Source organism: Paenibacillus sp. B46(2026), from assembly GCF_056786355.1.
The window spans coordinates 4,775,311-4,799,998 of the sequence record NZ_CM165907.1 but is presented as its reverse complement, the minus strand read 5'-3'; the positions used below and the strand labels follow the sequence as shown (position 1 = coordinate 4,799,998).

The following is a 24,688-nucleotide window of genomic DNA, read 5'->3' as shown; positions in this document are numbered from 1 at the left end:
ACGATGAGGTGTGGTCGTGATGGTACAAAAAACCGTTGAACTTTCCGAAACACAAAAGGGAATCTATTTTGATTGTCAGGTGAATGATCCCGCTTCGTATAACATCTCAGCTTCAATGCAATTTGATCATCTGCAAATAGAGATATTTCGCCGGGCCATCGAATTGCTTATGTATGAGCAAGTGGTGCTGCGTACTCGGATTGAGATCCAAAATGATGTACCCGTGTTATCCGTTCATGAAAATATGGATTATTCACTTGTCTTGTGGGACCTAAGTAGCGAGAATCAGGAGAATTCAAAGGAACAACAGTTAGAAGCACTGGTGGATGAATGCATCGGGACACCTTTTGAGCTGGAGAAAGGTCCTCTGTTCCGTATAATGATTGTTCAGATGAATAAAAGCCCATATATTCTGACCTTATGTATTCATCATTTAATATGTGATGGCTTGTCGCTTGAACTGATGAAAAACAAACTTATCCAGTCATATACGTGTCTTCTTGAAGATCAGCCTGTGGATGTCAAGCTGGATGAAGGATTCATCTCTTATGTTGAGGCAGAGAACAAGAAATTACATGAAAACAAGTACTCCAAAGAGCGAGAATACTGGTTAAACAAAATGAAGGGAGCGGAACCTCTTTCTCTGAAGCACGACTTTCCAGCAGGTTCTTTACAAGAAGGAATTGGTCATGAACTGCGATTTGATATTTCGGAATCATTAATGGCTGATATTACACAGATGTCCAAAGATAATGAAGTAACCGTTTTTATGTTCTTTATGGGTGCCTTTGGCATTCTTATGAGTAAATATGTCGGTACAGACGATATCACCTTTGCCTCCCCATATTCTCATCGTCCCGGTATGGACTTGGAAGAAACGATTGGATGTTTTGTCCATATGCTGCCTATGCGATTCCATATTGACCTCGAATCAACTCTAAAACCTCTGCTGCAACAAGTAGCCACAACCTGGATGGATACGTATAGAAACATCGGATATCCCAATAACCTCATTGTCAGAGACAGCATGTTACAGGCTCAACCCGGATCACCATCGTTGTTTGATATCTCCTTTGTTTATGATTCCTATGAGGAAGATATGCTCGGAACTCGTATTCTGGATCAGGATAAGGTTACGTTTCCAGGAGATCTGATGGTGGTGTTGAGTCGTTTACCGCAAGGTGCTCAGTTGAAGCTGCAATATAAACCGAGCTTGTTCCGTGAAGATTCAATGGAGCGAATGGGCCAACGGTTTCTATACTTGCTGAATCAACTATTAACCAATTCTGATCAAAAAATCAGTGAGTTCAGCCTCCTGATGCAGGATGAGAAAGAAAACTTACTGTACCGATTCAATCAAACTTCTTATTTTCCCTACACTCCACAACATATTATGGATATATTTCACGATAAAGTAGCACGTTTCCCGGAGCGGGTAGCTCTAATGGAAGGCAAGCAGCATCAGACCTATGCGCAGGTCAACGCAAAAGCGAACCAATTGGCTAGGCAGATCGTTGCGAGTAAAAAAAGTAATAACGCGGCAGTTGGCGTGCAGATGCCACGTTCCTCGGATATGGTCATTGCCCTATTGGCTGTATTAAAAGCCGGATGTGCTTTTGTACCTGTAGACCCTTCCTATCCTTTGTCCAGAAAGGCCTATATTATATCGGATGCAGACATATCCATCGTGCTGGCTATGCAGCCCGAAAAAGATGACGAGACGCTGGATGTCCAGTACATCTACGTTGAGGGCGATCAGGCCTATACGGGGGATGTCTCAAATCTTGAAGAGGCGCTGAATCCGCATAGCCTTGCCTATATCATGTACACATCCGGATCAACAGGCAAGCCAAAAGGAGTCATGGTTGAAAATCATAGCGTAGTCAATACACTGCTTGATCTGGAGCGTCGTTTTCCAATGCAGTCGCAGGATGTTTACTTGCTGAAAACGGCATATACCTTTGATGTGTCCGGCACGGAACTTTTCGGCTGGTTCATGGGTGAAGGCGCACTAAGTATTCTTGAGCCTGGAGCAGAAAAAGACCCTGCTCGTATTGTGTCTACGGTGGCGTCACATAAGGTTACACACATCAACTTTGTTCCAACGTTATTCCGTCTTTTTCTGGAAACGATGGAGCTTCGCTCCGATCTGTCAGCATTGGAAACGCTGAAATGGATGTTTGTTGGCGGAGAGGCAGTCACGCCAGACATCATTGAGAAATTTAACAGGTTAGGCATTAGAGCAAGTCTTGAAAATGTATATGGTCCAACCGAATGCACCATATGGGTTTCTCATTATCCGTTAAGCCATTACGAAGGCTTAAGCAATGTACCGATTGGCTACCCGCTCAATGAGTCCAGATGGTATGTCGTCGGAAATCATGATGAGCTTCAGCCGTTAGGTATTCCAGGCGAGCTTTGTCTTAGCGGTGTTGGGCTTGCACGTGGATATCTGAATCTGGAACAGATGACCCGAGAGAAATTTGTCCCTAATCCTTTCTTTCAAGAAGGACAGGACGCAGAGCATTTCAGGTACATGTACCGCACAGGGGATCTGGTGCGTTCACTCCCAAGCGGTACGATCGAATATCTGGGACGCATTGATTTCCAGGTTAAAATTCAGGGAGCCAGACTGGAGACAGGCGAAATTGAGAATACCCTGTCATCCTATCCGGGTGTCATCCAGACCGTGGTAGTCATGAAATCCTTTGAAGGTAGGTCCGGCTTGCTGTATGCCTACTATCTGTCAGAACAGGAGCTTCCTTCTGTCGAATTGAGAGAGCATCTGTCTCGTTCGTTACCGGCATATATGATACCATCCGTTTTTGTACATAAATCCGAATTTCCATTGAATAGCAGTGGGAAGATTGACCGGAAGGCACTCATGGCAGATATCACACATGCTCACGCTTCCAGTACGTCCTATACCGCCCCGTCTTCTGAGCTTGAGAAGGTTATAGCCGAAGTGTGGGCCGAAGTGCTCGGTGTTGAGAGAGTAGGGCGCGATGACCATTTCTTTGAATTAGGCGGTAATTCATTTTCTGTCATTCAGGCTCACAATAAACTAAAGCATTATACCGATGTGGAGTTCCCTGTTCCTCGTTTTTTCGAATGCCCGACATTGCGTCAGTTTGCCGCGCTGGGTCCGAAAGATGAGGGACTTCGGATACCGACTGAACGGGAAAAATTGTTTCAACGAAAAGACGGCATTATGCGTGAGGACATTGCAATTGTGGGCATGGCGGTGAATGTGCCGGGCGCTGAGGATATAAGGGAGTTCTGGAGTAACCTTGTTGAACGGCGGGAAAGCATTCATTTTTATAGTGATGATGAATTGAGGGAACTTGGCGTGGAGGAAGCGCTGCTGCGTTCACCTCGTTATGTTAAGGCAAAAGGACGTGCCAACGGCATCGATGAGTTTGACGCAGGGTTCTTTGACTATACTCCCGGTGAAGCCAAAATGATGTCTCCCCAATTCAGACTTTTGTATCAGGGAATATGGGAAGCGCTGGAGGATGCAGGCTGCAGACCCGATGAAGCAGGTAAGGTGGGTGTGTTCCTTGGCGGGTCCGATGACTTTGAATGGTACCGCCAAGTGCTTTTTAACGATGCTAACTATAGCAGTAAATACGAAGCATTTACCCTCAGCACCAATCATTTTCTGGCTACCCGAATGGCTTATAAGCTGAACTTAAAAGGGCCGGCCTATACTGCTCTGACGGGTTGTTCTACTTCACTGGTTACACCTCATCTGGCATGTCAATCCTTGATCGTTGGGGAATGTGATGTGGCCGTAGCTGGTGGGATCACCGTGGAGTTGCCCAATGAAGGGGGTTACGTATTCGAGGATGGCATGATGTTTTCCGCAGATGGTCACTGTCGTCCATTTGATGCGGCAGCCAGTGGAACAGTTTTCTCCAATGGTATGGGAATTGTGGTGCTGAAGCGGGTAACCGATGCTCTGCAGGACGGAGATCATATCTACGGGGTCATCAAAGGCTCAGCAATTAACAATGACGGACAGGAGAAACTCAGTTTTCTTGCTCCAAGCGTAAGTGGACAGGCTGAAGTCATTCAGGATGCTTATAAGGTAGCCGGAGTAGACCCGGAAACGGTGAGTTATATCGAAGCACATGGTACGGGAACGTTGCTTGGTGATCCAATTGAAGTAAACTCGTTAACTCGGGCCTTTGCTTCCGACGAAAAGCAATTTTGCTATCTGGGCTCGGTCAAAGGCAATGTGGGACATATGGATACAGCCGCAGGTGTGGTTGGTTTAATCAAGGTAGCGCTCAGTCTTGGACAAGGTTATATCCCTGGAACAGCGAATTATGAGCAGCCTAATCCCAAAATTGATTTTTTGAATACGCCTTTTAAAGTCAATGCACAAGGGGTGGACTGGAAACAGGCTAATGTTGGAGTCATGCGCGCAGGAATCAATTCATTTGGTGTGGGGGGCACGAATGCTCACATGGTATTGGAGGAGGCTCCCGAGATGGAGAAGTGCAGTCCGGATGATGACGTAAATATATTGCTTTTTTCCGCCAAAACAGAGTACTCGCTGAACCGCACCGCTGAACGGATTATGGAACATCTGACTCAGCAGCCGGAACAATCTGTGTCGAACGCAGCGTGGACCTTGCAATCAGGTCGATCTGTTTTTGCGTATCGTAAGGCACTCATTCTGGATAAGACATGGAAGGATAATCCGGACATGCTGATACAGCAGCTGGGGAAAGCACGCGTATACCATTCAGCTCAAGCTCAAAGCACCCGTCCCGTATACTTTATGTTCCCCGGACAGGGCAGTCAGTATCAGGGAATGGGTGCAGAACTATATAGATCTACGGAGCAAGCAGGCCTAGCTCCAATCTTCAAAAGTTATATTCAGGACATATTGGACCTTCTGCCTGCGGAAGAACGAGAAGATATGCTGTCCGTTGTATACGGGGATCAACAGCCTGAACGAATAAACCAGACGGAGTACAGCCAATTCGCACTGTTCATGACAAGTTATGCGCTGGCCAAGTCGCTGCTGGATCTGGGCATCCAGCCAGATGGCATGATCGGGCATAGCATTGGTGAATTGGCTGTCGCAGCGGTAGCGGGTGTCTTCGAACTCGGAGATGCTGTCAAGCTAGTTCGACTTCGCGGACGTCTGATGCAGCAGCAACAACCCGGGGTCATGCTTGCCATTATGGCGGATGCACAGCAGGTGAAGTCACAACTGGATGAAGACATGTGGCTTGCCCTGGTGAATACTACAGGTTCCAGCGTCATTGGAGGGACAGCTGAAGCCATTTCACGGATGGAAGCCAAGGCTGAAGGAATGGGTTGGAAGTGCATTCGGGTGAAGACCTCCCATGCATTCCATACGCCAATGATGAATCAGGCCGCCGAGGAATTTAAGCGCTGTTTAGCAGAGCATTCACTTCATATTCCGCAAATTCCATTGCTGTCCAACACGAGTGGAACATGGGCGCTTGCTGATGAAATCACGAACCCGGACTACTGGTCTCGCCATATTTTACAGCCGGTGTTGTTTGAATCAAACCTGGCTGAAGTGTTGAAGGATGAACGGGCTGTATTAATTGAGGTTGGTGCAGGCCGAACGCTAAGCTCCTTTGCCAGACAGCACAGTCAATCACGAGATTCGCAGACGGTACTGAACATGCTGCGTCATGCAAGGGAAACGGAGCAGGACAGTATCTATGTGAGCCGCAGACTCGCCGAGTTATGGTGCGAAGGTATTGAACCGGACTGGAAGGTACTCAAAGGGCAGACGGTACGACGCAAATGCTCTCTGCCTGCTTATGTTTTCAACAAACAATCCTATCCTGTCAGTGTTTCTCTTTCTGGGTCATCAGCAGCGGAGGGTATGGGTGCCGGGGATGGTACGAAGTATCCAGAGCAGAGTAAGGGAAGTGGCTCTATTCTAGTAAAAGGGACAGTTTATACTGGTGGTTCAGACCAACTGAAACAGATTGTCTTGGACGCATATCGAACGATTTTTGGCATCGATGATCTAGATGAAGAGGTTAATTTCTTTGCGGTTGGAGGAGATTCTCTCAAAGCAGTCAGCTTGTCTGCATGGATCAGGTCTCATTTAGGAATTCAGCCTGAGGTAGCAGATATTTTCAATCATTCAACGCCTATTCAACTGGCGGAGCATCTCTATGTCATGGCCAAACCAAAAGTGGACCAACAGACCATTCAATCTGCACCCCCTATGGATGCGTATCCAATCTCTTCTGCACAGATGCGTATGTTCACACAAGCGATGCTTGATCCAGGAAATACGGCATACAACTTACCGTCTGCAACCATTATTGAAGGTGAATTGGACCGTATAAGAGTTGAGGCTGCTTTGCAGAAGTTGATGCAGCATCATGAGGCGCTCAGAACATCGTTTGAGATACGGGGCGTTGAGATCGTTCAGATCATCCAACCTTCGGTTCGCTTAAGTATGGGCTACGCAGAGCAGCATGTGGCAGATGATCAAGAGTTGCCTGCGATGATTGAGACATTGATTCGTCCTTTTGATCTGGGGAGTGCTCCGCTTATGCGGGTTGAACTGATTAAGATAGGCGAGCGCAAGCACCTGCTATTCTTTGATATTCACCATATTATCGCAGATGGTACATCTGTCGAAATCATCACTCGTGACTTCAATGATTTATATTTTGGCAAAGAGCATGCAGTTCGATTGCAGTACAAAGATTACGCGGTATGGCAGCAGCAACGTCTCGCTTCACAGGAATACATTTCACATCAAACGTACTGGCTGGACCATCTTGGCCCTTCTTTACCTGTGCTGGAGCTTCCACTTGACCATGAGCGTCCATCACAGCGATCCATGCAAGGGGGACGTCTCCATTTCACGTTGAATCGTTCGTTAACACAAAACTTGCACGAGCTGGCTTCCTCATCGGAAGCATCCATGTATATGGTAATGCTAAGTGTGTGGAATCTTCTTCTCGCACACCGCTCAGGTCAGCAGGACATTGTGGTAGGAACGCCTGTTGCAGGAAGGATGCAAGAGGAGTGGAAAGAGACGGTAGGCATGTTTGTCAATATGATTGCGATGCGGAATTTTCCAACGTTTGATCGTACGTATACTGATTTTTTACGCGAACTTAAACAACATACACTGGATGCTTTTGCGTATCAGGAGTATCCGTTTAATGAGCTTGTGGCACAACTGGGCGTGACACGTGAGTTGAACCGAAATCCGGTATTTGATGTTTGTTTTGATTATCAGAACATGGATTTGCATGGACTTGAACTTCATGGTTTGCAATTCAGTTCTTTTCCGGTGGAGACGGGTACGTCTACTTATGATCTGTTAATGACCTGTCAAGAAAACAGGGAGAAGCAGGTGATTGAAGGATATATCGAATACTCGCTGGATCTGTTCCGCCGGGACACAGTTGAAGGTATGATGCAGGAATTTATCGGACTCTGCCAAGAGGTTGTACAACAGCCCAATCTGTCTCTGAGCGAACTGTTTGAGAGAAACGAACGTTCTCATGAGCACCCAGTCCATCGTCTTGCTGGTCCACGTCTGGATTACAATCCTGCGGTGGGTCTGCATCGGCTGTTCGAGCTGCAGGCAGAACACACACCAGACAAGAAAGCTCTCCTTGTATCATCCGGAGCCTCTTTTACCTACAAGGAGCTTAATGAAAAAGCTAATACGCTGGCTTGGAAGTTGATTGATCAAGGTGTACGCCGGGATGAACCTGTGGGCATATTATCCAGACGAGATGAATCGTTGATCATTATGCTATTGGCAGTGCTGAAAGCTGGGGCGGCTTATGTGCCTCTGGACCCTGCTTTTCCGGCGCAGCGCATCGTGAATATGATCGAAGATAGCCGAATGAACGTATTGCTGTGTACGCCTGATGAAGAAGGCACAGTGACTTTTAGCGGAGAGCGATTTGTGTATGATCCAACTGCCCAGGATGTGCGCTCATCCGTTAACCCGGACGTAAACTTCCTGTCTTCGGACCTATCCTGTGTGATTTTTACCTCAGGATCGACGGGGCGTCCCAAAGGGGTCATGATTACTCATGAAGCGATGGTCAATTTTGTTGAGGACATCAGGCACCGACATATTTTTGCACATGAGACAGATCGCATCATCAGTGTAACGACCATATCTTTTGATATTTTCGGATTTGAAGTGTGGACACCATTATGCACCGGATATTCGCTGTATCTGGCCAATGAGCAGGAGCAGCTTGACCCGGCTCTTGCTTCACGTCGAATACGTGAACATGGTGTTACACACATTCTTAGCACGGTCTCACGCATTAAGGCATTTGTCGAAAATCCGGAATTCGCTCAGGCGCTGGGCAATCTGCGGTGTGTTCTTACCGGAGGGGAAAATGTCCCTGTGGGACTTCTCACCGATCTGAAGCGGCTTACACCTGCTCGAGTCTTTAACATGTATGGACCAACGGAAACTACGATCTGGTCAACAACCAAAGAATTGAATGACACAGCCGCGATTACCATTGGCAAGCCCATTACCAATACAGAGATTTATATTCTGAATGATGAAGGTGAAATACTGCCACCTGGCAGCGATGGAGAGCTGTGCATTGCAGGAAAAGGATTATCCCGCGGTTATCTGCACAATGCAGCTGAGACGGATGCCCGATTCATGGCAAACTCCAATGTTTTGGGAGGCCGTTTGTACCGAACTGGTGATCTGGCCCGTATACTTCCGGATGGGGATGTTGAGTTAATGGGACGGTTGGATCAGCAGGTGAAGATTCGTGGCTACCGGATTGAACTGAACGAGATTGAGCAGGCAGCGATGAATTATGAACGTGTAAGAGAAGCTGTCGTTAAGGTAGAAGGGGCCGAGCCACATTCATTGCAATTAATCCTTTTCTACAGTCTGAAGCCTGGGATTGGGCCTTCCATTATGGGAGATGAAGACGTACAGCTTCGGACCTGGTTAAAGCAGCGGCTTCCACAGTACATGATGCCTTCTCGCTTGATTCGTCTGGAAAAGCTGCCCGTACTGCCTAATGGCAAACTGAATCGAAATGCCCTGCGTCTGGCTGATTTTGAAACGGGAGATAAGACTAATCCGGCTCCGGTTTATGGCTCATCGATTCAAGGAATGGAGCGGACAAAAGTTGATCTGGAGCAGATGCTCATTGCAGCGTGGAAGGAAATATTAAATCTGGATACGGTTAATATCCATGATCACTTTTTTGACATCGGAGGCAACTCGCTGGGTCTTATTCTGATCAATAATCGGCTGAATGCGTATCTGGATCAAAGCGTTCCGCTGGTGCAATTGTTTGAGCATTCCTCCATTGCTTCACTGGTCAATCATCTGGTGGCTGAGCAGATGCTGCCAACAGTTACACAACAGGTGCGAGAGGAAAGCAGGCATATCGCTACGGTCGGATATCCTGTTACGAACCCGGACCCGACAACAGCTCCAAGAGATTATGTAATGAGCACAGTTGAACACAGCAAAGTGGAGCAGAGCAGAGCGGAACAGAGTAACTCGTTTGCTTCAGAACACAGTAGCAGAATTCCTTCTTCGTCGGATATTGCAGTCATTGGCATGGCAGGGCATTTTCCCGGCTCAAGAAATATTGAGGAGTTCTGGGATAACTTAATGGCAGGTAAGGACGGTATCACCCGTCTGAATGAGGAGGATCTAACCGCTGCGGGTGTACGACCGGAAGACTTTAAACATCCCGATTATGTACGGGCCAAAGGTGTACTGCAAGATACTGAGTATTTTGACTCCGGATTTTTCGAATATCCGCATCAGGAATCCAATATGATGGATCCGCAAATACGGCTGCTGCATCAGTGCTCATGGGAGGCGCTTGAGCATGCCGGGTGCGATCCTTACAGTTATGAGGGATCTATAGGATTGTTTGCCGGAAGTGGACTGAGCTTACCATGGATGGTGCAATTTCTCGGTCGTTCCGGTAATTTGCTACAGGCTTTTGAAGCCATGACTTTAAATGAAAAGGACTATATTACAACCCGAGTATCTCACAAATTAAATCTGAGAGGGCCGAGTATGGCCGTACAGACCGCATGTTCAACTTCTTTGGTCGCCATCCACCAAGCTGCTGAATCGCTGATCCGGGGAGAGTGTGATGTGGCACTTGCGGGAGGTGTTTCTATCTCCTATCCGCTCAAAGAAGGTTATCACTGGCATGAAGGCATGATTTATTCAAAGGATGGTCATTGCAGACCGTTCGATGAGCAGGCATCTGGTACTGTGTCTGGTAATGGATGCGGAATGGTTGTACTCAAGTCACTTCGCGACGCACAGAGAGATGGAGATCATATCTATGCAGTCATTAAAGGTTCAGCGATTAATAATGATGGCATGGACAAAATTGGATATACGGCACCGAGTGTGGCTGGGCAGGTCAAGGTTATTCAATCAGCCCTTCATCGTTCGGGAGTGTCTCCAAAAGAGATCTCCTATCTGGAGGCGCATGGAACAGGAACCAAACTGGGGGACCCGATTGAAATCGAAGCGCTTAGGCAGTCATGGGGAACAGAAAGAAGAAATTATTGCGCTCTAGGTTCTGTGAAAGCCAATATTGGGCATCTTGATGCGGCAGCAGGTGTCGCCGGTTTTATTAAAACCGTACTGACGCTTTATCACCGGGTGGTTCCGCCACAGATTCACATGAATCGGACGAATCCGATGTTGGAGCTGGAGCATAGTCCCTTCTATATCAACAAGGAGCCACAGCCATTAGAAGACACGAAGTGTATCCTGCGAGCAGGTGTCAGTTCGTTTGGGATCGGGGGGACCAATGCTCACGTCATTTTGGAGCAGCCGCCCGTCCAAGAGAGCCAAGCCAATTATGAATCTTTGCTTCTGCTGCCCTTCTCGGCCAAGAGTGAATCTGCGCTGGAACGCATGTACGATTCGGTTCTACAGGCGATCCATGCATTGCCGGAGCAGTTGCCCAACGCTGCGTGGACGCTACAGAAGGGAAGAAGCAGATTCATTCATCGTAAAGCGCTAATCGTTGCAGACGGTTATATTCCGCCAAGCGAGCAGTCTGTAGAGTTTGAGACACAGGCAAGTGTGATGAATGGGAAGCCTAAGGTCATGTTTTACCTTAGCGGAAATGCTAGTTGGGAAGCGCGCAAGATTCGGGAACTATATGCTTCTGTGTATCGCAGTCAGGTCTCAGAGATATTCAAACAGCACTTTGAAGAGATACTGAACCTCTTTGAGTCCAAGGAACAGTATGCCATTCGCCAAGGCATAGGGCGATCGTTAACCGATTCAAGGCCTGAGCGCATGCAGTGCTTTGTTGTGCAATATGCTCTTTATAAAACCGTGATGCATCTTGGTATCAAGCCGGATGCTGTCTGTGGACAAGGCGTTGGCGAACTGGTGGGGTTGGTTATTAGTGATGCACTTGATCCAGTACATGCCGTGGGGCTTTTATACAATCTGGAGGATTGGTCACTAGAAGAAGGAGCATTGTCAGATGCTTTGACAGGAAGGATGACAGATGCAACTGTAACAGACCATGCGTCGAGTATTGCACCACTGTTATCTCCAAATTTCCTGTTTACGCTGTTAAATCGCAAGACTCTTTCTGAATCTGCTGAGCATACGCTGTGGATCGTTTCGAATCAGCAGCAGGATACAGAACAAATAGCCCCGGATTCATTTTCAAATCTGAACATCATTGCTCTTACTGGAGATCGTCAGAGCTTGCTTGAGGCAGATGTGTATTTAATGAAAGTACTTGCTTTTTGCTGGTGCTCTGGCATGGAGTTGGATTGGGAACAGTTAAACGGAACGGGGCGTAGGCAAAAAATCTCCCTGCCGACGTATTCCTTTGATCCCATTGTTCATCAACATGATGTTGCGTTGTATCAGCTTGCAGGTATGTCGCAGGTTGCGGCGGGTTCTATCGCAGAATTAGACCAATCTCCATCTGGGAAAGTCAGGGTTCAACGGACTGATGATGAGATAAGGCATGTATTGTCGCAATTGTGGCAGGAGTTGCTTGGTAATGGAGCAGTCAGCCTTGAAGATGATTTCTTTGAGCTTGGAGGTCATTCATTAAAAGCGATTTCCTTGGCGTCGAGGATTAAAGAAATATTTGAATTAAATTTGGGGCTGGAAGAGGTTTTTGATCATTCTGTGTTTGAACACATGGTCCAATGGATTGCTGAACATCAGGTTACAAGTGACTCTGATTCGGTGAACCCAATCTTGCCTGTAACTAAGAAAGAGAAATACAAGACCACTTCTGCACAGCGAAGAATGTATGTGGTGCATGAGTGGATGAAAGGTGAGAGTACGGCGTACAATCTCGCCAGCTCCTATAGGGTAAGAGGAAAACTTGACCCTGCCAAATTCAGAGTAATAATGGATGCACTGGTAGAGAGACATGAAGCATTCCGTACCAGGTTTGAAATGATTGACGGTGAGCTTTTCCAAATTGTGGAGGATCAGGTTCCAAGCGTTGTGGAGTTGCTGGAATTAGAAACAGCAGGGTTAGAGCAGGTCATGGAATGGATCAAGTCTTTTGATCTGACCAGCGCACCATTGTTTCGTGTTAAGCTCATTCGCCTTTCTCAAGAAGAACACATCTTATTCATTGACATGCATCATATCATTTCGGATCAGAGTTCCATTGCGATCCTGATGCAGGATTTCGCTCGCATGTACAGAGGAGAAACATTACAATCTCTTGACATTCAGTATAAGGATTATGCGGAATGGCGTGATGAAGCTGCGTCACATGGACAATCTGTTGAAGACACTGAGTTTTGGATACGGGAATTCGAGGATATGCCTGCACCGGTTGAATTGCTTACAGACTTCCCAAGACATGGCGCGTCATCCTACAGAGGAGACAGACTTTCCATTGAACTTGGTGAGTTATTAAGCACACAGGTCAATGACTTCTGTACTCAACAAGGGCTTACGCCCTATATGTTGTTCATGGCAACTTTAAATCTATTAATCTGGAAGTATACGGGTCAAGACGACTTGGTCGTTGGTACAGCGGTTGCGGGGCGTGAAAAGCCAGAACTCAATAACGTTATGGGTATGTTCGTGAATATGCTCGCCATTCGCACCAACATGGACAGAGAATGGTCCACAGAGGCGTATTTGAATAAGATACGTGGCAAGCTGTTATCCTGTTATGAGCATCAGCATTATCCTTATGAAGCACTGGTAGAACAACTTGGTCTATTCGGTGATTTAAGCCGCAACCCCCTATTTGATGTGGTGCTAAATTACATTAATATGGGGACCGATGATCCTGAAGCCGGGGAACTGATGCTTGAACCATGGGTGGAAGGTAAGGTGGATGCCAAATTTGATCTGACTTGGACACTGGTCGAGCATAAGCAATGTTACACGGTTGAACTTGACTATCGCTCGGATCTGTTTAAAGCGGAGTCCATGGAACTGCTGCTGAATAAATTCCGGTATATCCTGTCTCAGATCACAACAGGGGATAATGAACGAATTGGTCAGATTAAGCTCACTACACCGGAGGAAGAGGAATGGCTGCTTTACGGAGTCAACGATAATGCCGTTGAGTATCCGCGAGATGCGACCATTTCCCAATTATTCGAGGAACAAGTTCATGTGCATACACAGAAGACAGCATTGGTCTGGGAAGAAGGTGAATGGAGCTATGCTGATCTGTATGAACGTGTTCAGTGGCTGGCGTCCAGGTTGCTTGGACAAGGGGTAAAATCAGGCTCCAGTATTGCTCTCATTCTGGACCGCGGACCGATCCAGATCATCAGTATTCTTGCTACACTCAAAGTGGGTTGCAGTTATGTCCCGATCGACCCGGCTTCGCCGCCATCGAGAATTGAATTTATTTTGCAAGATTGCGATGCGGCTGTGCTATTGACTGAAACGGCATATGCCTCCACTTGGCAATCAGTGGTTCCATGTATTGTGCCAGCAGATGAATTAACAGCGTTCGATTCAGGGGACGTGCTGAAATCCATGGAAGATATGAACATGACTGCTCTTGACCCGGCTTATATCATTTATACATCAGGGTCAACGGGAACCCCGAAAGGGACTGTGATGAGTCATCGCAATGTGACCAAAGTGATGAAAAATAGCAACTTTGTCACTGTAGTATCTGAGGATCGTATCCTGCAAATTGCCAACTATGCGTTTGATGGTTCCATTTTTGATATTTTCGCTTCATTAATGAATGGAGCTACTCTTGTATTAGTCTCGAAAGAGACCATTTTGGATATGGCTCGTTTGGCTGATGTCATCCGACAGCAACGGATTTCAGTATTTTATATTCCGACATCCTTGTTTAATATGCTGGTGGATTGGGATGCTGAATGTTTGAAGAATATGCGTAGAGTGATGTTTGGTGGTGAAGCTGCATCGGTGAGTCATGCCAACAAAGCGCTTGCATGTGTGGGGCCGGGCAGGTTATTAAATGGATATGGACCAACGGAAGCAACCTTTTTTGCCTCCTACCACTTATTACAGCAAACAGAGCCTTATACTGGCTCATTGCCTATAGGTTTTCCCCTGTCCAACACAGCCTTGTATGTTCTGGATAATGAGCTGAAGCCTGTGCCACCCAACGTTCCAGGTGAACTGTATATCAGTGGAGATGCGGTGGGTATTGGATATCTTAACCGTGAGGATCTTACCCGAAAACACTTTCTTGATGATCCCTTCCGCAAGGGAGAACGAATGTATCGGACAGGTGATATCGTCAAACGTCTGATTGACGGCAGTCTGCTTTTTATTGAACGTTCGGATTTCCAGGTCAAGATTAGAGGTTTTCGCATTGAGTTATCAGAGATTGGCAATTGCTTGGAGCGTCTTTCGGGAGTTCGTGATGCCTATGTCATGACAGCTACAGAAACATCAGGAAGTCTATACATTGCCGCGTTTTATACAAGCAACACTGGGGCAGATGCTGAGTATATTCGAAGAGAACTTCACCAGCAACTGCCAGAGTATATGGTGCCTGCACGAATTATTCGAATGGATCATCTTCCGATTAATGCCAATGGCAAAGTGGACCGAAGAGCATTGTCCGAGAGTTTGCTTGAAGAGCAGCAGAGGTCTCTGGAAGTGAGTTCACCTCGGACAAAAACGGAGCGTGTCATTCTTGCAGCCATGCGACAGATACTAGGTAATCCAGGCATTGGTGTGGAAGATCACTTTTTTCAAAATGGGGGGCATTCTCTTAAAGCAATTGCATTTACTCAAATTTTGTCAAAAGAAGGAATTGCCATCAATGTGAACGAATTATTCCAATATCCGACAGTTAGAGGGCTTGCCAAATTGGTAGACATTACTCCTCCGGCGTCAGTTTGGTCAGATGATAGCCTGCATATTCAGTCCCCGATAGTCATACCACAGGACATAACACTTCATGAGAAACAACTGGACAGCCTGGTCCTATATGTCTTAAACAGCTGCAATCAGGTTTCATCTTTTATGGCGGGCATGACCCCTATGGGTCAATTCCCACTATCTCCAATACAACAAGCACATGCTTCTACGACTTCACGAGCAAGCGGATTTACAACAACGCTGGAAGGCGAATTGAATGAACAAGCTGTAAAACACCTGATTCTTGGGGTTATATCCCGGCATCAGTTGCTGCACAGCATGATATATGAGGAAGAACAATTGTATTGGCATCCAATAGATATGTCGTTAGCGGCGGACATGCTGCAACAGCTTATCCCATATCTTGATATTCGTCATTATGCTTCGGCTACAATGGAGCAGCTGGAGTACAAACTGGTTCAGTCTTTGCTACACAAAACGTATAAGTTGAAGGAACTGCCTTGGCGTCTTTGTATTTTGCGTACAGGAGCCACAGAGCATAAGCTGATTTGGAGTTTTGATCACCTTGCGTTTGATGGTATGAGTGCCCAAATCATCAAACAGCAACTTGAGTCGAAGGCATTATACAGACAGCAAGGTGTAGAGATCGAGGGCGATCTTCTGTACCAAGTACGAAAATATGAGGATTATGTAAGTTTTCTGTCTCAAGGCCCCATAGGGGTATCTGAAGATGAAATGAAGAAACAATTTTCGCTTCAGGCATGGCATAGATGTAACACCATCGTCATGAACAAGTTGAAGGAAATAGAAACATTGTCGCCTTCAGCGATGACTGTCGAGTTGTCCCTTGCAGGGAAGGAGCCTGCAGATGTTTGGTGGACATGCTTTGAAACTTTTGCCAACATCATTGCGGATTATCTGAATATAAGCCAACTGCCAATAGCCCTGGTTCATTATGGAAGGGAGTATGGCGAAGAATCCTACTATGATTATGTGGGAGAATTCCTTGATCTGATTCCAGTGCTGGTAGACAGTGAATTCACACAGGAAGATCTGTTGAAACGTCTGGAATTTACGAAGCGACACTGCATTAACTTTATGGCACTTACACATGATTCTTCCCTCTCGGCACAATATGATGGCATACAGGAACAATTGGGAACTGCCTACAGGCAAGCAGAACAGGAGCCGCGTCAGATGATTCTGTTTAATTATCAAGGCTTCATCTCCAGCAGCGAAGCGATCCCAATGTCGTCTAAGTCGTCGGATGACCAAGATTCGAATTCGGGACTCGCCCAATTCGAATGGGTTATTCACTACGACGAAGAGTGTCTGTACGTACATCTGGCCTGTCAGGCTGGTCTGGATATCAAACGTATGAAACAGCTGATTGATGACAAGCTTGGTAGCGATGTGAAAGTGGTAGTTCACAATGAGGCAATGGAGGTGCAACATGTCCAGTAAATCCATACAGCGAGGACCCGAGCTGATTGTGCCAGAACATTATTCAACAGTGGCTGAGATGTTAATCTACATTGCAGATATTCATCCAGAAAAGGGAATGACCTATATCAGCTCTTCAGGTGACGAACAGTTTGAATCATATCCTGAATTACTGATGCAGGCGCGCAAGTACTTGCAGTCTCTTCAAGAGCAAGGCATTCAACAAGGACAGGTCGTTATTTTGGAAATTGACCAGTCACAGGAATTTTACCGTACATTTTGGGCTTGTATGCTGGGGGGCATTATTGTCGCCCCGGTTAGTCCTCCGGCTGCCTGGGAACCAGGCTCAGCCGGTCTGGAGAAATTCACGAAAGTGTGGGAGGTACTCGGGCGTCCGGTAGTTATCGTCGAGGAAGCCTACATGCCCAAGTATAAGCAGCTTGCGGAAAGCCCAGTATTCAAAGGTCTGATGTTGATTAGCGTGAACCAGCTTCAAGCAGGCCAGCAGATGGCTGATCTATGCCCACCCTCTCCTGATGACATTGTGTTCCTGCAATTCTCCTCAGGAAGCACGGGAATTCCCAAAGGTGTGCAGTTAACAAATCACAATATTATCGCCAACAGTATTGCATGCAAGACATTTCTTGGAGCCGAAGAAGGAGATAATGTGTTTACCTGGTTGCCGCATACGCATGATATGGGGATATTTGGACAGCATCTGACACCCGTCCTGAGTGGAGCCAACATCATGGTGATGTCACCTTATACCTTCGTACGGTCACCTTATCTGTTCTTGCGCAAGATTACGGAGCACAAGGGAAAATGGTTTTGCTGTACCAATTTCGGTTTTGAATGGATGGTTCAGAAGATCCCGGATTCCAAGCTCTCAACGCTTGATCTGTCTTCACTGCGTATGACCCTGAATGGTGCAGAGCCGATATCAACGGCTGTTATTGAGCGATTTGTCAAAAAATTCAGTTCTTGTGGCTATCGTCCCAATATGATGTTTCCTGCGTATGGCATGGCCGAAGCGACAGTAGGTGTATGTACCTCCAGACTGGGGGAAGAGCCGCGAATTGAACGTATTTCGCGTTCGCGGCTGGTGCAGGAAGGACTGGCTGTGCCAGTCCAGCTACCTGGCAGTGATAGCAATACTTCGGATGTGATCGAATTTGTCCATGAGGGATATCCCATGACAGGGATTCAAATCCGGATTGCGGATGAACAGGGTGAAGTGCTGGATGAGCGGGTCGTTGGCGAAATCCAGATCCGTGGGGAATCGGTAACTTCCGGATATTACAGTCTCCCGGAGATCAATCGTGAAATGTATGTGGATGGGTGGCTTCGCACAGGAGACTTGGGTTATATGGCGGATGGCTCCCTGGTTGTAAGCGGACGAATCAAGGACATTGTGTTTATTCGGGGCCAGAACCATTATGCGCATGATCTTGAAGAAATTTTATACCAAAATGGCAGCATTCCGAGAGGGAATCTGACGGTAGTCGGGCACTTTAACAGCCTCAAACAAGTAGAGGAGCTGCTTGTATTTGTTAAATACAAATCGGGCACTCCACAGTTTCTGGATGTACGACAGGATCTGATCCAACGTATGAGGGCTGGATTGGGTATTGAGATCACCCATGTTCTCCCAATCAAGGTTATTCCCAAAACCACGAGCGGGAAGGTCCAGCGCTTCATCCTGAGAAACGAATATGAGCGTGGAGTATTTACCAAGGACATCGAGGCCATTGAAGAGCTGATTCGCGAAAATACACAACAGCAACGACACGAGAGGGTTTCCGCATCGTCTTTGGAGCATACCGTACGTAAAGCCTGGGCCGAAATTCTGCAATTGCCCGTAGGAAAGATTGAGATGGATACTCCTTTTCTCGCACTAGGAGGCAATTCGATCCTCTCCTATCAATTACTCGACAAGCTGTCTGCACATATGGAGCGTGAATTAGGACAAGAACTACTTGTTTTTTGCAGTACAGTACGTGAGATGGTGGAATATCTGCAGGAACTTCCAGCAGAAACGAAGGACCTTGAACAGGCTGAAACAACAGATAATCACCTGAATGTACATCGTGCTATTGCCATTACCGGATTGTCTCTGCGTCTGCCTGATGCCGACACCCAAGAGCAATTCTGGAGCAATCTGGTTAACGGGTTAGATAGTGTTGACCGGGTTAGCTTAGAGCGTGCAGCACGTTCCAAGCAACCCGATTGGGATGACTGGATTGGGGAACTGAAGCAACCGGATACGTTTGATCATGAGTTCTTTGAAATCCCGTCTGAACAAGCTGCATTCATGGATCCGCAGCATCGCAAGCTGCTGGAAGTTGCTCATGAGGCGCTGGAGGATGCAGGTATGCTCGTGGACCATGAGGATAAGCGTGATGTGGGTGTATATGTAGGCATTAACCCAAGCACATACTTCGATCTGGTTGTTGATTATATGAACCGGAGTTTTGGAAAGGCTGTTCATTCTCACGCTATGGTAGGCAATATGTCCAATATAGCAGCTGCCTCCATTTCACACATGTACAATTTTACAGGGCCGGCACTGTCCATAGATACGGCATGTTCTTCTTTTCTGGTAGCACTGACGCAAGCTGTGGCGGCCATTCAGGACAAGCGTATCTCTGGGGCAGTTGTAGGTGGAGCGAACATTTTGGCTACACCGCATGTTCATCAACTATCACGCAATGCTGGAATCTGTTCTTCCACTCAACATACGAAGGTATTTGACCGGGAAGCAGATGGTTCAGTCCTGGGGGAAGGTGCTGTTGTTGTATATCTGGAGCCGCTAACAGAGGCAGTTCGCAACAATAAGCATATTTATGGTGTGATTCGCGGGACAGCGGTGAATAACGACGGATATTCGCTGGGCATTATGGCACCCAACCCTCAGGGGCAATATGAGGTACTCCGTGCCGCCTATCGTGATGCCAACCTAAACCCGAGCGAGATTTCTTACATTGAAGCACATGGATCGGGGACAAGGATTGGAGATCCAATTGAGGTGAATGCCTTGCTCCGACTGTTCCGGGAAAAGGGATATACAAGCGACAATTCGATTGGATTAGGTTCAGTCAAAACCAATATTGGGCATCTATTTGCAGCCTCCAGTGGAGCCAGTCTTGCCAAGGTTTTGCTCAGTATGCAGCATGGGGAACTGGCACCAAGTCTGCATATGGATCATCCGAATCCGGCCCTCCGACTGGACCAATCGCCGTTCCATATCGTTAGCGAGCATAGAACGTGGGATGTACCTGAAGGAAAAACGCGGAAGGCAGGCATCAGTTCATTTGGCCTGGGAGGTACGAATGCCCACATTGTGCTGGAAGAATGGAAAACCCCTGTTCGTGCAGATGCCCCGGCACGCGGCCAGTTGTTAACGTTCTCTGCCAAAACAGAGCAGGCCTTAAAGAAACTGATTGATAACACGGAGCAATATGTGAAGAAACATGCGGACCTGACACCAGAGGATCTTTGTTTCACCCGGAACAGATACAGAAAACATTATCGGTATCGTGCAGCAGTAACTGTCAGCTCAACCGGAGAGTGGAACATCGAAGAGATGGAATTTGGCTTCAAGCCTAGAAACCGAGCTGCTCGTGTCAATATTGTGGTTGGGGGGCATGAGATTTGCGGAGAAGATGAGGCTCAATCTCGTAAAGTAATCAGGCCAGACGATTCTAATGAAGATACGGTATCTACCTTGAACTACTGGGTGCCCTTGCTTGAGACACTTGTACGTCTGGTCCCTTCCATTCAAGAGATTCGAGGAATAGCTGCAGGAGAGGAGCTGGTATCCAGTTTACATCTGGATGGCGAGGAACATCACAGCGCTCATGCAAGTCAATCCATTCCAGTGAACAACAGAGTAACGTTAGACAGTCTGCAAGACACACCTGACAAGATGGCAAACGCCGACATTGTAATTATGATTGCTGCAGATCATACAGTGCAGCAGCTTGAATACAGTGGCAAGGAGAGCTTCATCCGCCTGTCTGCCGAGCCGACACTTACCATGGAGGATCAGCTTGCTTTATTGCTGGGGCAGCTCTATGTACGTGGTGCTGCGCTGGATTGGGAACAGTTACATCCGAATGGCTCTGGCCAGATTGTACATCTGCCAGCACATCCATTCGAGCCGTATGTGCATTGGATAGATGTGAATCAGGGAACGGAGGTCATGATATGACAAAAGAAGAAATTGAGCTTTTTATCAAAAGCGAGATTGCTGCAGCGTTGAATCAGGAGCCAGAGGACATCGATGAAGAGATGAATTTTTTGAAAATTGGTGTCTCCTCTGTGCAGGCGCTGAAGATCATTAACCGTGCGCGTAAGCATCTTCAAGTTGACATCAGTCCGGTTGCGTTGTTTGAATACAAAACAATTGCCGAGTTCGCCGCCTATCTCAATGAATCTCTTCTTCAAGAGGGGGTTGCCGAATGATTGAACTGGATATAGAGCAAGAGATCATTCATGAAGCTGAATTGTTTGCTGCCCGTGAAATTCGTCCGTATGCTCAACAGATTCAAGAGCAGCAAGCCATTCCCAGAACATTGATCCGTGCCATGGCTGAAAAAGGTTACTTGGCTGCCTCGATCCCGGCTGAATATGGCGGCATGGGTCTCGGTCCTAAGGCGTACGGGCTGTTGACTGAAGTATTTGGCAAGGCTCTTCCAGCCGTTCGCAGCTTGTTAACGGTACATACTTCACTTGTAAGTGAAACTTTGGTACGTTTTGGAACGCCTGAGCAAAAATCGTCCTGGCTGCCCAATTTGGTGAAGGGAGAATGGATTGCTGCCTTTGGCCTGACTGAACCGGAAGTTGGTTCGGATGCCAAAAGTGTAAAGACCGAGTGGAGAGAAGAAGCGGACTGTTATGTTTTGAATGGGAAAAAGAAGTGGATTACGTTTGGACATTTGGCAGATGTATTTATCATTATTGCCTCGAATCAGGGACGAAGCACTGCTTTTTGGGTCGAACGCCAGTTTGAGGGGGTACAGACCAAACCTATTGAAGGTGTCATGGTTGCCGGAGAGACAGGTATAGCTGAGATTGATCTCCATGAGGTGCGTGTACCAAAAAACCATATTATTGGACGCCTGAATGAAGGTTTTGAGTACATCGTAACCGGGGCGCTGGACCAGGGCAGATACAGCATAGCCTGGGCAGGGCTGGCGATTGCGCAGGAAGCGCTGGATGCCATGGTGACTTACTCAAGGAAGCGGAAGCAATTTGATCAGAAGCTGAGTCATTTTCAGCTGATTCGCGGCATGATTGGAGATGCGGTGACAAAAGTCCATGCAGCACGGGCATTATGTTTACGGGCAGCCGAGCTGAGAGAAGCCAAGGACCCGCAGGCCGCCATGGAAACAACGATCGCCAAATATTTTACGTCCAAAGTTGCTGTTGAAGTTGCAAGCGATGCGCTACAGGTTCATGGTGCGAACGGAATTAGTAACCAATATCCTGTTGCCAGGCTGTATAAGGAAGCCAAAATTCTGGAGATTATTGAAGGTTCTTCTCAGATGCAGCAGGAGATGATCTCGCATTACGGATTAAAAGCCTATTACAAGCGTGGCGGTAGCGTATGACGTTCTGTGCGCTATTTCCCGGCCAGGGAAGCCAGTATATCGGAATGTGCAGCGAGTTGTTGGACAGTGAGCCGGAGGCGAATCAGATCTTTGCGGAAGCGAGCGAGGTGGTCGGATTTGATTTGAAGGCACTGGTTATGGAAGGGACCCTGGATCAATTGACGGTCTCTGAATATGCTCAGCCTGCTGTACTGACGGCAAGCTACGTTCTATTTGACTCATTTGTTCGCCGGACAGGAATGACTCCAGATTATGCAGTAGGTCACAGTTTGGGGGAGATTTCGGCTTTAGTAGCGGCGGGAGCATTGCAATTTGCGGATGGAATCCGTTTTACAGCTCAGCGTGGTGCATTAATGCACCGCTCCATTCAGGAACAAAAAGGAAGAGCGGGTATTGTTGTGGATATAACCCAAGAAGCGCTTGAAGAATTAGTCAAAAATATTCGTCAGAACGAGTATGTGACGATCTCCGGTTATAATTCACCGGGACAGTTTGTCGTCGCAGGTACTGCGAAGGGTCTTCAACTGCTGGATGATAAGGTGGATGGTTACGGTGGGGAATTCATTCCTTTTCGCATGATGCCAATGAAGGCAGATGCACCTTATCATAGCGAGTTGATGCAGTTCATTCAGCCTGAGCTTGAAGAGATGCTTGCAGAGATTTCCTTCTCTGCACCGGTGTTTCCCATATGCTCTACAGTACATGGTGAGTTCATTCGCGGAGCCGAGGACATTCGTAAGCTGCTGAGCAGCCAGCTTTTGCAACCCATTCGCTGGAATCAGGCATTGGCACGCGTTCAAAATCTGGGAGCGACGGTATGGATCGATATCGGTCCAGGCCAGAGCGTAAGAAATATGCTGGCTGAGAATAAGACCTTGCCTGCTGCCTATTCACTGGATGATCCGCAAGATCGGTCCAGGTTACTGGAGCGATATGAAGCAGTAAACCAGACAAGTGGGGGAGGCGATAAGGGATGATCACGGAGATGATGCAGTACAATCAGCGGGTGAAACAATGGCTGCCTGGAGGTGTGCACTATAATTTTCACCTTCCTTGGGAAGAGACGCCGCTCCATTTCAAGCATGCTTCCCGAAGCAGAGTGACGGACATGAACGGCAACGAGTATTTGGATCTATATGCCCGCTTTGGTGCCCTCATTGTTGGCCACGGCAACGAGGAGTATAACGAGTGTCTGAAGGATACCATTGACCGTGTTCTTTCCGTAAGTCATTGCGATCTGGATGCAGAGGCTCTGGAACTGATTCATCAATATGTACCTTCAGCAGAGATGATTCGTTTTGGGTTATCAGGCACGGAGATTGTCCAGAATGCACTTCGTCTTGCCAGGGCGTGGACAGGCAAAAATCGCTTTGTACGTTTTGAAGGCCATTATCATGGCAATGCGGACAATATTATGGGTGGCAAGACTGCACGTACAGGTCTGCCTGTACCTTCAGACTATCCTGGTGACATGAAAGGAACAAAGGGGAGGGCAAGGGATGTCATGGAATCTCAATCCTACCTCCTGCCATGGAATGACGCAGCCCGTCTGGAGGAACTATTTCGCCAGTATGGAGACGACATTGCAGCAGTAATCATGGAGCCGGTTTGTGTAAATGGAGGCGGAGTCATGCCTGCTCCGGGTTATCTGCAAAAAGTCAGACAGTTATGTGACCATTACCAGGTCGTGCTCATTTTCGATGAGATTATAACAGGATTCCGTATGGGACTCGGTGGTGCCCAACAGTTGTTCGGTGTAACGCCCGATCTGACTACACTTGGGAAGGCAATCGCCGGTGGCGGAGTTCCGGTGTCAGCCCTGGTTGGCCGAGCGGATATCATGAAGTTGCTTGTGGACAAAAAAGTAATTCATGCGGGTACGTTTAATGGCTATCCATTAGGTACAGCTGCTGTAAAAGCTACGCTGGAAATGTTGGGCCGCAATGGAGGACAAGCGATGAACAGCATGAACCGCTACGCTGAGATGATGCATGATGTGCTCTGCCAGGAAGCAGTGAAAGCAGGTCTGCCTTTAATTGTTCAGGGGCCGTCTGGCTGTGCTTCTTATCACTGCTGCACGGAGCCACTTACGGATACGGCTGATTATACGTTTGAATTAATGTCCTTTGATATTTTGTTGAATAGCAAGCTTGCTGAGCACGGTGTTCTGGTATCTACGCTCTCGCGGATGTATCCGAATATCCTGCTTGATATGCAGGATGTTGCCTGGTTCAGTGAGCGTGTTCCTGCGGCACTTGCAGAAATGAAAGAGATCTACGATGAACTGATCTAA

The 24,688-nt window shown here is 47.3% G+C and carries 6 protein-coding genes; all 6 read left to right on the top strand.

Going from position 1 to position 24,688, the window contains the following annotated elements; all coding sequences use genetic code 11:
• Window positions 1-19 precede the first annotated feature (19 nt).
• Genes AC1S8V_RS21470 through AC1S8V_RS21445 form a run of 6 tightly spaced genes read left to right on the top strand, consistent with a single transcriptional unit; the run spans window position 20 to window position 24,688 of the window.
• Entirely contained in the window at window positions 20-16,804 is a 16,785-nt protein-coding gene (locus AC1S8V_RS21470; protein WP_482074540.1) for an amino acid adenylation domain-containing protein, read from the top strand.
• Complete coding sequence (locus AC1S8V_RS21465) at window positions 16,794-20,993, top strand: non-ribosomal peptide synthetase (RefSeq protein ID WP_482070665.1); 4,200 nt, start codon at window positions 16,794-16,796, stop codon at window positions 20,991-20,993. Before AC1S8V_RS21470 ends, AC1S8V_RS21465 begins: the two co-directional genes overlap by 11 nt.
• Window positions 20,990-21,247 carry an acyl carrier protein gene (locus AC1S8V_RS21460; RefSeq protein WP_017687150.1) on the top strand — a complete coding sequence of 86 codons (258 nt, stop codon included), beginning with the start codon at window positions 20,990-20,992 and terminating at the stop codon, window positions 21,245-21,247. The genes AC1S8V_RS21465 and AC1S8V_RS21460 overlap by 4 nt, the downstream gene beginning before the upstream one ends.
• On the top strand, window positions 21,244-22,395 hold the full coding sequence (locus AC1S8V_RS21455; RefSeq protein WP_482070664.1) for an acyl-CoA dehydrogenase family protein: 1,152 nt from the start codon (window positions 21,244-21,246) through the stop codon (window positions 22,393-22,395). The genes AC1S8V_RS21460 and AC1S8V_RS21455 overlap by 4 nt, the downstream gene beginning before the upstream one ends.
• Window positions 22,392-23,372 (top strand): ACP S-malonyltransferase, encoded by a 981-nt coding sequence (locus tag AC1S8V_RS21450; RefSeq protein ID WP_482070663.1) that lies wholly within the window; start codon window positions 22,392-22,394, stop codon window positions 23,370-23,372. Before AC1S8V_RS21455 ends, AC1S8V_RS21450 begins: the two co-directional genes overlap by 4 nt.
• A complete protein-coding gene (locus AC1S8V_RS21445) occupies window positions 23,369-24,688 on the top strand; it encodes an aspartate aminotransferase family protein (protein ID WP_482070662.1) in 1,320 nt (439 codons plus the stop codon). The genes AC1S8V_RS21450 and AC1S8V_RS21445 overlap by 4 nt, the downstream gene beginning before the upstream one ends.

Excerpts from the sequence above, each read along its gene's own strand:
- AC1S8V_RS21470 (WP_482074540.1), top strand. The coding sequence starts at position 20 with ATGGTACAAAAAACCGTTGAACTTTCCGAAACACAAAAGGGAATCTAT.
- AC1S8V_RS21465 (WP_482070665.1), top strand. The coding sequence starts at position 16,794 with ATGTCCAGTAAATCCATACAGCGAGGACCCGAGCTGATTGTGCCAGAA.
- AC1S8V_RS21460 (WP_017687150.1), top strand. The coding sequence starts at position 20,990 with ATGACAAAAGAAGAAATTGAGCTTTTTATCAAAAGCGAGATTGCTGCA.
- AC1S8V_RS21455 (WP_482070664.1), top strand. The coding sequence starts at position 21,244 with ATGATTGAACTGGATATAGAGCAAGAGATCATTCATGAAGCTGAATTG.
- AC1S8V_RS21450 (WP_482070663.1), top strand. The coding sequence starts at position 22,392 with ATGACGTTCTGTGCGCTATTTCCCGGCCAGGGAAGCCAGTATATCGGA.
- AC1S8V_RS21445 (WP_482070662.1), top strand. The coding sequence starts at position 23,369 with ATGATCACGGAGATGATGCAGTACAATCAGCGGGTGAAACAATGGCTG.